Source organism: Variovorax stachyos, from assembly GCF_051400855.1.
Lineage (GTDB): Bacteria > Pseudomonadota > Gammaproteobacteria > Burkholderiales > Burkholderiaceae_C > Variovorax.
In genome coordinates this window covers 1-8,505 of record NZ_JBLFFN010000035.1, presented here as the reverse complement: position 1 = coordinate 8,505, position 8,505 = coordinate 1, and the positions used below count along the sequence as shown (strand labels likewise).

Here is an 8,505-nt window from a genome sequence, read left to right as displayed (position 1 = left end):
GCGCTCATCGCGTCGCGGTCGCATTCGAGCCATGTCCTGCATACTGGAGCGCAGACCGTTTGCACACGGCCTCGGCCAGAAGCAGACGTGCGCACTGCAGCGCGAATCCGACAGCGTCGCGATCGAGCGGCGTAGGTTCTTCCCGACTTTTTCAGAAAGAATTCGTTCTCGAGTCGCGTTGGTGCAGTTGTTTGCGCGAATCGGTGACCGGACGACTTCAGAATGCCGCAGCTCGGCGCGCCCTGCAACGCCTCACGTTTGCAGTTCGATCTCCCACTTCACCCAGTCGCCGCGATAGATCACTTCGGCGTAGTAAAGGACCTGCTCGTTCCGGTCCAGGAAGACGCGGGTGACGAGCGCAACCGGCGTTCCGACCCGCACCTCGAGCAGCCGGGCCGACTCCTGGTCCGCGGCCCCGATCGACATGGTCTGGTGCGCGCGCTCGATACGTATTGAGCGCTTCATGCGCAGCAGCTGCGGGATCACGGCGCGCGAACGGAACTCGTCCGGCGCGCGCTGGAAGACGTCCTGCAGTAGGTAGAGGTCGATGACCGCGTAGGGCTTGCCTTCGGTGAAGTGCAGCCGCCGCATGTACACGTAGCTGCTGCCGAGCTTGCCGATGCCCGGCTCCACGCTCGGCATCGCATGCGACTCGTCGAACGACAGCATCTTCGGGCTCGTCGATTCGTACATCGATGCGAGCGAGTCCAGCGTCGTCTTCATGACGACGGCCTTGGGGCTGTCGCCCCCCTGGGTGACCACCGTTCCATGGCCGCGCCGAGGCGACAAAAGGCCCTCGCGCGTGAGCAACTGCACCGCTTGGCGCGCCGTCACGCGCGCCACCTTGAACTCTTGAGCCAGCGCTTCCAGCGTGGGAATCAGCGTGCCCGCGGGCCATTCGCGCCGGTTGATACGGCCGCGCAGGATATCCGCCACCTGCAGGTACAGGGGAATGGGGTTATCCGCGAGCGGGCTTGACGCAGTAGAAGTTCTTAAAGTACTATTAACCATTCTTTTAGATTTTAGACCTTTAATCCATTATGCGTCAGTTCACCGACGGCAAGCCCGGGCCCACCGGGTACGACTTCATCATCGTCGGCGCGGGCTCCGCCGGTTGCGTGCTCGCGAACCGGTTGTCCGCGGACCCCTCGACGCGCGTGCTGCTGATCGAGGCCGGGGGCCGGGACCGCAACTTCTGGTTGCGCCTGCCCGTCGGGTATTTCAAGACCATCTACAACGAGAAGTTCTCGCGCGTGTTCGAGGCCGAAGGCGGTGCGGCCCTCCACGGCCGCACCATCGCGTGGCCGCGCGGCCGCATCCTGGGAGGGTCCAGCTCGATCAACGGCCTGATCTACCTTCGCGGCCAGCGCCAGGACTTCGACACCTGGGCTGCCGAGGGCGCGGCCGGGTGGGACTACGACTCGGTTCTGCCGTACTTCAGGAAGTCCGAGGCGTTCAACGGGCCCGAGTCGAAATACCACGGCACTGCCGGCGAGCTCGGCGTCTCCGAGCTGCGCAACGACCACCCCTATTGCGGCCACTGGCTCGACGCGGCCGGCCAGTTTGGCTTGCCCGCGAACGGCGACTTCAACGGCGAGACGGACTACGGCGTCGGCCGCTTCCACCTCACGCTCGCCGGCGGCTGGCGCTCGAGCGCCTCGGTGGCTTTCCTGCGGCCGGCGCTGCACCGCCCGAACCTCACCGTCGTGACCGGTGCGCACGTGACGCGGGTGCTGTTCGAAGGCACCCGTGCCGTCGGTGTCGAGTGGGTACGTAACGGCAATGTCGAGTCCGCGGCCGCCGATGCGGAAGTGATCCTGTCCGCGGGGGCCATCCAGTCGCCGCAACTGCTTCAGCTGTCCGGCATCGGCCCTTCGGACGTTCTCAAGGAGGCCGGAATCCCCGTTGTCGCCGAGGCGCGCGAAGTCGGCGCCAACCTGCAGGACCATTACCAGGCGCGGACGATCGTGCAGCTGCGCAAGCCGCACTCGATGAACAACGACGTGCGCAACCCGCTCAAGGTCGCGGCGATGGGGCTGGAGTGGATGCTGTTCAACAGGGGGCCGCTCACGGTGGGCGCCGGGCAGGTCGGCGGCTTCGCGCGCACGCGCTACGCACGCGACGACCGCGCCGACATCCAGTTCTCCGTCATGCCGCTCTCGGTGGACAAGCCCGGTGAGCCGCTGCACCGCTTCGCCGGGTTCACGGCCACGGCCAGCCAATGCCGGCCCGACTCGCGCGGCACGGTCACCATCGCTTCGTCCGACCCGTTCGCGGCTCCGCGCATCCAGGCGAACTACCTGGCCGAGGAGATCGACCGAAGGACGCTCGCGGATGGCATTCGCATGCTGCGCGACATCTACCGCCAGCCCGCGTTCGGCGACCTCATCGAGTCGCACGTGCTGCCGGAAAACAAGGACCCTTCGGAGCAGGACCTGCTTCAGTTCGCATGCTCGCACGGCAGCACCGTATTCCATCCCAGCGGCACCTGCCGCATGGGCAGCGATAGCACGGCGGTCGTGGATCCGGAACTTAAGGTGAACGGCGTTTCCCGGCTGCGCGTGATCGACGCTTCCGTGATGCCTCGTATGACCTCGGCCAACATCAACGCGCCCACGATCATGATCGGCGAGAAGGGCGCTGCCCTCGTCCTGAAGACCACAGTTGCGCAAGCGCGCGCCAAGGCATTTGCATGACCTACACCTTCGGCAACCTCATCGGCGGCAAGTGGCGGGACACGCCGGCGGCCTTCGAAACCGTCAACCCGGCGCGGCCCGCCGAGCAGGTCGGTCGCTATACGCTCGCCGACTTGTCGCTGGTCGACGAAGCGGTTGCTGCCGCAACGCGCGCGCAGCGTGAGTGGGGCCGCTTGCCAGCTGCGCAGCGCTGCGAGGTGCTGGCCCGCTTCATCGATCGAATCGAAGCGCGCAAGGAAGATTTGGCCGAGGCGATCACCGCCGAGCAGGGCAAGGCCCTTGCCGAAAGCCGCGGCGAAGTGGCCAAGGCCTGCGCCGAGGCCCGCTTCATGCTGCAGCACGTGATGTCGGGCGAAGGCTCCCGCCATGTTCCGCCCCTGCGGACCGGCGTGCGCAACATGGTCGTGCGCCGGCCGCGCGGTGTGATCGTGGCGGTCACGCCGTGGAACTTCCCCGTGATGACGCCAATGCGCAAGATCGCGCCGGCACTCGGGTTCGGCAATGCGGTGATCGTGAAAGCGTCGGAGTTCACGCCCGCTGCCGCCTGCCTGCTGGGCGAGTCGGCCCCGGGCCTGCTGCCCGATGGCCTGCTGCAGGTCATTCACGGCGGTGCGAACGTGGGCAACGCGCTGGTCTCGCACTCGGGCGTACACGGCGTCACGTTCACCGGCTCGGTGGGCACGGGCCGGCGCATCCTGGCCGCGACGGCATCCAACCTCGCGGAGGTATCGCTCGAACTCGGCGGAAAGAATGCGGCGGTGATCCACGACGCGGGCGATCTCGATGCCTGCCTGGACCAGGTGGCCAATGCGGCGCTCATGTGTTCGGGACAGCGTTGCACCGCGGTGAGCCGCGTGCTCGTGCGCCGCGAGTTGCACCGCGACGTCGCCACAGGGCTCGCCCGCCGCGCGTCGGCCATGCGCCTGGGCGATGGTATGGACCCTGCAACGCAGCTCGGGCCGATCACGCACCGCGCGCAACTGGAGCACGTCAAGGCCGCGGTGCTGCAGGCGCGCGAGGATGGCGCGGAGGTGCTGGCCGGCGGCGCCGAGGCACGGGTGGACGGTTGCGAAGGCGGCTACTTCTTCGCGCCGACCGTGCTCGACGGCGTGCGCGCCGGCAGCGCGGCCGCCCGCGAGGAAATCTTCGGGCCGGTCATCAGCATCGTGGAGTACGAAACGCTGGATCAGGCGATCGACATGCTCAACGGTGTGGAGTTCGGCCTCACCGCAGCCTTCTTCTCGAACGATGCCAAAGCGATCTCGCGCTTCGTCGACGAGTGCCAGACGGGCATGCTGCACGTGAACCATGGCACGGTGCCCGACAGCCACATGCCCTTCGGCGGCATCAAGGCTTCGGGCGTGGGCGCCTATTCGGTGGGGCCCAGCTCCGCCGCCTTCTACACGACGGAGCACTCCGTCTACCTGGGGGTGTGATGGACCCGATCCGCCTGCGTTCCATCGGCGTGTCGGTTTACCGCGTGCCCATTGAGACACCAGTGCAGACGTCTTTCGGTGTCCTGCGCGACCGCGCAGCCGTCGTCGTTCGGGCGATCGACGAGGACGGCCGCGAAGGCTGGGGCGAGATCTGGTGCAACTTCCCGACGGTGGGCGCTGAACACCGCGCGCGGCTGCTCGCCGAGACGGTGGCGCCGCTCGCGCTCGGCCGTGCGTGGGCCTCTCCTGCGGAGTGCTTCGACGCGCTCACGGCCGCGGTGCGTGTGCTCGCGATCCAGTCCGGCGAGCCCGGCCCGCTGGCGCAAGTGGTCGCGGGTGTCGACATCGCGATGTGGGACCTTGCCGCACGCCGGCAGCAACAGCCGCTGTGGCGCATGCTCGGCGGCCGATCCGGCCGCGTGAACGTCTATGCGTCCGGCCTGAACCCGACGCAGCCCGAGCGCCTGGCGGCCGCCAAGGCGGCCGAAGGCTACACGGCGTTCAAGCTGAAGGTCGGCTTCGGCGCGCAGCGCGACGTCGCGAATCTCTCGAACCTGCGCGCCACGGTGGGTGAGTCCGCACGCTTGATGGTGGACGCCAACCAGGCCTGGGACGTCGAAGAAGCCCTGCGGATGGCCGGGCAGCTGGCGCCCTTGCGGCCCTTGTGGCTGGAAGAGCCGATCGCGGCCGACTCACCCATCGAAGAGTGGCAGCGGCTCGCACAACACTCCCCCTTTCCCCTGGCCGCGGGCGAGAACCTGCGTGCCGGCGACTTCGCGCGTTTCCTCGAGGCGCGCTGCCTGCGAGTGCTGCAGCCGGACGTGGCCAAGTGGGGCGGCTTCACGGGCTGCCTGCCGCTCGGCGAAGCGGCAGCGAACGCTTCGGCCTGGCTTTGCCCGCACTGGCTGGGCGGCGGCATCGGGCTGCTCGCGACGCTTCACCTGAAGGCCGCCATCGGCGGCGAAGGTTTCGCCGAAATCGATGCCAACCCGAACCCGCTGCGTGAGTTGCTCGCGGGCGACTTGCCGCCGGTGCGCGAAGGCGCCGTGGCCCTGCCGGAAGCCGCGGGGCTCGGCGCGCGGCCGGAACTCGCCGCGCTTGCGGCCTACCTGACCCTGGAACGCACGATCGACGCCCAACAGATTTCCGAAGGACGACAGCCATGACAGACAAGCCCAACATCATCCTGATCATCACGGACCAGCAGCGCTTCGACACCATCAACGCGCTGGGCGCGCCGTGGATGAAGACGCCGGTGCTCGACAAGCTCGCGCGCGAAGGCGCTGCCTTCACCAACTGCTACGTGACGTCGCCCGTGTGCGTGGGCTCGCGCGCGAGCCTGTTCATGGGCATGTACCCGCATGCCACCGGCGTGTTCACCAACTTCCATCCGTGGGAGCCGACGTGGGTGAAGTGGCTGGCCGACACGGGTTACCACTGCGTGAACATCGGCAAGATGCACATCAACCCCTACGACGCGAGGGGCGGCTTCCACCAGCGGTTCTTCATGGAGAACAAGGACCGCCCGCTGTTCCTCGACGAGCATCCGCGCGCGCTCTACGACGAGTGGGACAAGGCCCTGCACGCGCGCAAGCTCGAGAAGCCGAGCCGCTACACGCGCCACACGGCCGACCCCGAAGGGTATCGCAACGCGCTCGGCGCTTTCCCGTGGCACCTGGATGAGGACATGCATTCGGACATGTTCATCGGCGACCACGCCGTGTGGTGGCTCAAGGAGCGCAAGTCCGAGGCGCCCCTGTTCCTGCAGATCGGCTTTCCGGGGCCGCATCCTCCGTATGACCCGCTACCGCGCTACCTGGACATGTACAAGGACGTGGACATCCCCGTGCCGCACACCACGGCGGAGGAACTCGCCGCGCAGCCGCCGTCGCACGGCCAGCTCCGCAACAACATGATCCGCAACAACTACGACTCGGTGTCGTGGAAGGACCAGCCGACGCCGGAGGAGCTGCTTCGCATCCGCCGACACTACGCGGCCAACGTGACGATGATCGACGACAAGGTCGGCGAGATTATGAAGACGCTGGATGAGAAGGGCTACCTCGACAACGCCATCGTCATCTTCACGTCCGACCATGGCGACGCGCTCGGCGACCACGGGCACATCCAGAAGTGGACGATGTACGAGGGGTCGGTAAAGGTGCCGCTCATCATGTGGTCGAAGAACGGCATCGCGCCGCGCCGCAACGACTCGCTGGTGCAGTGGATGGACATCGCGCCGACGATCCTCGAAGCCGCGGGCGTCGCCGCGCCGAAGTCGTTCGAGGCGAAGTCGCTGTGGCCCATCCTCAAGGGCGAGGCGAACGCGATCCGCACGGAAGCGTGGTCGGAGCTCGCGCGCGACCACATCCAGACCAGCGCCGAATACATGGTCATGCGCCGCGACGAGCGCTGGAAGATCGTCTACTACCTCGGCGAGGAATACGGCGAGCTCTACGACCTGCAGGAGGACCCGGGCGAGCTGCGCAACCTCTGGACCTCCGCAGAACACGCCGAGCTGAAGGACCGGCTCGTGCACCAAGTGCTGGTGTGGCAGTTGCGCAGCGCGATCGCAAGCCGCCAGCAGCCCACGCCCAAACCCCAGCAGCCGATGCTGATCTGACACTCATGGAGACACACATGAAAACCTCTCGTCGCATGATCCTGGGCGCGCTCTGCGCCGCCGCGTGCACCGCGCCTTCCTGGGCGCAGGAGAAATTCCCCTCCCGCCCCGTTTCCATCGTGGTCCCGTTCCCCGCCGGCGGCGTTGTGGACGTGGTCGCGCGCATGGTTGGCCAGAAGATGTCGACCGCGCTCGGAGCACCCGTCGCCGTAGAGAACAAGCCCGGCGCGGGCGGCACGATAGGCGCGACCTACGTCGCGCGGGCCAAACCGGATGGCTACACGTTGCTTCTGGGCGGATCGGCCACGCAGGTCTTCGGGCCTACCCTCTACAAGAACCTGCCGTACGACGCGAAGAAGGACTTCGTCCCCGTCGGCCAGATCAGCTCGGGGCCACTGGTGCTGGTCACCGGCTCGAAGGTGCCTGCCACCGATGTGCCGCAGCTGACGAAGTACCTCAAGGAGCAAGGGGTGCGCGCGTTCTATGGAAGCAACGGCAACGGCACGTTCCCGCAGCTGGCCGCGGAGCTGTTCAAGCAGGCCAACCAGCTGCCGGCTGCCCACATTCCGTACAGCGGCGGCCCTGCGGCGCTCACGGCGCTCATCACCGGTGACATCGCATTTTCGATCAACCACATCCCCGTGGTGCAGGGGATGGTGAAGGCCGGCAGGGTGCGTGCGCTGGCCACCACCGGGAAAAAGCGCTCGGTCGCGTTCCCGAACCTGCCCACGCTGGACGAAGCAGGCATGAAGGGCTTCGAGGCGAATGCCTGGTGGGGCCTGTTCGCACCTGCCGGCACGCCGGCGGATGTCGTCCAGAAGCTCAACGACGCGTTGGCGGTGGCGCTGAAGGACCCGGCTGTTCGCAGCGGCCTCGAGGCGCAGGGTGACGAAGTCGCCTACAGCACCCCGAAGGATTTCGGCGCGTACGTGAATGCCGAATCGGTGAAGTGGACCAAGGTCGTCAAGCTGGCGGACCTACGACTGGATTGACGCGCATGCCGCAGCTACAGGGGAGCGAGCCGGACTACCGCTTCACGCTCGCCAACGAGCGCACGTTCCTCGCATGGGTTCGCACGGCGCTGGCGATCCTTGCGGGCGCTATGGTGATGCAGCAACTGGCGCGGCACGAGCCGCACTGGGTAGTGCTCGTGATGACGAGCAGCCTGGCCGTGCTGGCGGCGCTGCTATCGGTGGGTGCCTATCGGCAGTGGCAGCTTTACCAGCAGGCAATGCGGGACGCAAGCCCGCTTCCTCCGTCGAAACTCGTGCCGCTGTTGGCCGTGTGCAGCACGTTCCTCGGACTTGCGGGACTTGCGGTCATCACTTTTTCGTAAGGATGCGCGATCCGGGCTTGCAGCGGAACGAACGCTGCTCGTGTGGGCGCGCACGAGCGGCGTCGCGGCAGTCAATGCTGCGCTGATGCTTCGAACCGGGGCGGTGTCCGACAGCGACACGTTGCTCACAGCCGGCGTCCTTTGCACCTTGCTTGCCTTGGTGATGCTGGCGACGGGTTCGCTGAGGGCGCGGCAACTGGCGCTGACGCAGCCCGTGGCAGCATCCAGCGGCCTGCTGGCGATGATCACGGGCTGCGTCGCGGCGGCCGCCGGCTGCGTGGGGTTGGCGCTCTTGCAGGGTGCCTTCGTGTTCGCTTGAGCAAATGCGACGACCGACCTAGGGAGATGCTGATCAATGAGCAGCGCTGTTGGACCTGTGGACATCACAACGCGAGGCGCTCGCGATACTGGTCG

General features: G+C 67.0%; 8 protein-coding genes. 7 read left to right on the top strand and 1 reads right to left on the bottom strand.

The features are described 5' to 3' along the window. Positions 1–252: 252 nt before the first annotated feature. A complete protein-coding gene (locus ACMGEZ_RS29415; RefSeq protein WP_436825817.1) occupies positions 253–936 on the bottom strand; it encodes a GntR family transcriptional regulator in 684 nt (227 codons plus the stop codon). Positions 937–1,040: 104 nt separating this feature from the next. Between ACMGEZ_RS29415 and ACMGEZ_RS29410 the strand changes: the two genes are divergently transcribed. From ACMGEZ_RS29410 to ACMGEZ_RS29380, 7 genes are read left to right on the top strand one after another with little or no spacing between them, the layout of a single operon-like run. Beyond that, on the top strand, positions 1,041–2,696 hold the full coding sequence (locus ACMGEZ_RS29410) for a GMC family oxidoreductase (protein ID WP_436825816.1): 1,656 nt from the start codon (positions 1,041–1,043) through the stop codon (positions 2,694–2,696). After that, complete coding sequence (locus ACMGEZ_RS29405; protein WP_436825815.1) at positions 2,693–4,132, top strand: aldehyde dehydrogenase family protein; 1,440 nt, start codon at positions 2,693–2,695, stop codon at positions 4,130–4,132. Before ACMGEZ_RS29410 ends, ACMGEZ_RS29405 begins: the two co-directional genes overlap by 4 nt. Further along, positions 4,132–5,298, top strand: coding sequence for a mandelate racemase/muconate lactonizing enzyme family protein (locus tag ACMGEZ_RS29400; protein WP_436825814.1), 1,167 nt, complete (start codon positions 4,132–4,134; stop codon positions 5,296–5,298). The genes ACMGEZ_RS29405 and ACMGEZ_RS29400 overlap by 1 nt, the downstream gene beginning before the upstream one ends. Next, positions 5,295–6,755 (top strand): sulfatase family protein, encoded by a 1,461-nt coding sequence (locus ACMGEZ_RS29395; RefSeq protein WP_436825813.1) that lies wholly within the window; start codon positions 5,295–5,297, stop codon positions 6,753–6,755. The genes ACMGEZ_RS29400 and ACMGEZ_RS29395 overlap by 4 nt, the downstream gene beginning before the upstream one ends. Positions 6,756–6,790: 35 nt before the next feature. Continuing rightward, positions 6,791–7,747, top strand: a complete 957-nt coding sequence (locus ACMGEZ_RS29390; protein WP_436825812.1) for a Bug family tripartite tricarboxylate transporter substrate binding protein — start codon at positions 6,791–6,793, stop codon at positions 7,745–7,747. Positions 7,748–7,752: 5 nt separating this feature from the next. After that, positions 7,753–8,091 carry a YidH family protein gene (locus ACMGEZ_RS29385; RefSeq protein ID WP_436825811.1) on the top strand — a complete coding sequence of 113 codons (339 nt, stop codon included), beginning with the start codon at positions 7,753–7,755 and terminating at the stop codon, positions 8,089–8,091. Next, positions 8,060–8,410: a DUF202 domain-containing protein gene (locus ACMGEZ_RS29380; protein ID WP_436825810.1), complete on the top strand. Its 351-nt coding sequence runs from the start codon at positions 8,060–8,062 to the stop codon at positions 8,408–8,410. Before ACMGEZ_RS29385 ends, ACMGEZ_RS29380 begins: the two co-directional genes overlap by 32 nt. The last annotated feature ends 95 nt before the right edge of the window (positions 8,411–8,505 follow it).